At 70.5% G+C, this 505-nt stretch carries 1 protein-coding gene; it reads left to right on the forward strand.

Annotation, left to right across the window (positions count from 1 at the left end; all coding sequences use genetic code 11):
- A partial coding sequence (locus ACRX5W_RS33305; protein ID WP_436792134.1) for an IS110 family transposase occupies positions 1–505 on the forward strand: 505 nt, incomplete at both ends.

Genomic DNA, 505 nt, shown 5'->3' on the forward strand with positions numbered 1-505 from the left:
AAGCTGCACGCTCTCATCGCCCGGCACAGCGGCGAGGACCTGGAGCCGGAACAGGTGGTGGTCGGGATCGAGACCGACCGCGGCCCGTGGGTGCAGGCCCTGATCGCGGCCGGCTACGAGGTCTACGCGGTGAACCCGCGGCAGGCGGCGCGGTTCAAGGAGCGGTACGGCACCTCCGGCGCCAAGAGCGACACGGGCGACGCGCACGCGCTGGCCGACATGGTCCGCATCGACCGCGCCCAACTGCGGCCGATCGCCGGGGACAGTGACCAGGCCCAGGCCATAAGGGTCGTCGCGCGCGCCCACCAGACGCTGATCTGGGAGCGCACCCGCACCTTCCAACGGCTGCGCAGCACACTGCGCGAGTACTTCCCCGGCGCGCTCACCGCCTACGCGGAACTGGAACTCACCAGCACGGACGCCTTGGAACTACTGCTCAAGGCACCCACCCCAGGGCAGGCGGCGAAGCTGACGAAGCATCAGATCACCGCGGTCCTCGTCCGGC

It is taken from the genome of Yinghuangia sp. YIM S10712 (genome assembly GCF_051388935.1).
Lineage (GTDB): Bacteria > Actinomycetota > Actinomycetes > Streptomycetales > Streptomycetaceae > Yinghuangia.